Source organism: Haloferax sp. Atlit-6N (assembly GCF_003383195.1).
In the GTDB taxonomy this organism is placed as follows: domain Archaea; phylum Halobacteriota; class Halobacteria; order Halobacteriales; family Haloferacaceae; genus Haloferax; species Haloferax gibbonsii.
This window is the reverse complement of record NZ_QEQJ01000067.1, coordinates 1-672: the sequence shown is the minus strand read 5'-3', so window position 1 is coordinate 672 and position 672 is coordinate 1. Positions and strand designations below refer to the sequence as shown.

General features: G+C 62.1%; 1 pseudogene. It reads left to right on the top strand.

Annotated elements, in window-relative coordinates:
* Nucleotides 1-672: pseudogene (locus DEQ92_RS21165) on the top strand (hypothetical protein); the annotation flags it as partial.

Here is a 672-nt window from a genome sequence, read left to right as displayed (position 1 = left end):
TGAACGCCTGGACGTGGACCAAAGACGTCTATCGGTACCTCAAGCGACCTCAGATCACGTTCAGTGCGCCCGCCGACGCCGACACGAGTACCAACGAGACAGAGCGGAACGAAGGCGGACTCGCGAACTACACGCCGTTCAAGCCGGACGAGCGGACACAGGACCTCACGAACATCAAGCGGGCGTGGCCGGGCGCTGGTGCCATCCAGCGTGAAGACGGCGCAATGGAGGCGTTCATCGAGATCGATCCGGCCAACATGGACTTCGCGATGTCCGACGACTGGGCGCAGCTCCAGGACGCTGGCGAAGAGTTCGCCAACAAAGAGCTGGACTCGAAGCTTAAACTCCACGCCACAACCCGCTCCTTCCCGGTCGAGCAGATCACTGAGACCATCGAGGATCGACTCACTGACGAAGACGTCACGGAGAACCCGATTTTCCGGGAACTCCTCGAAGAGTACCGGGAGACACGGCCGAAGGAGATGCGTGACCGGGGTATCCAGCAGGTCCGGTACTACATCGGCGTTGAAGTTAGCCCGATAGAGGTCTACGACCGCTTCCGCGACGAGGGTACCCCCGCCGAGAAGCTGACCCAGTTCCCCGTCATCGGGTTCCTGTTCAACCCGTTCGTCACCCGCCGCGAGGACCTCACCGACGTCGAGCGCCGTGCCC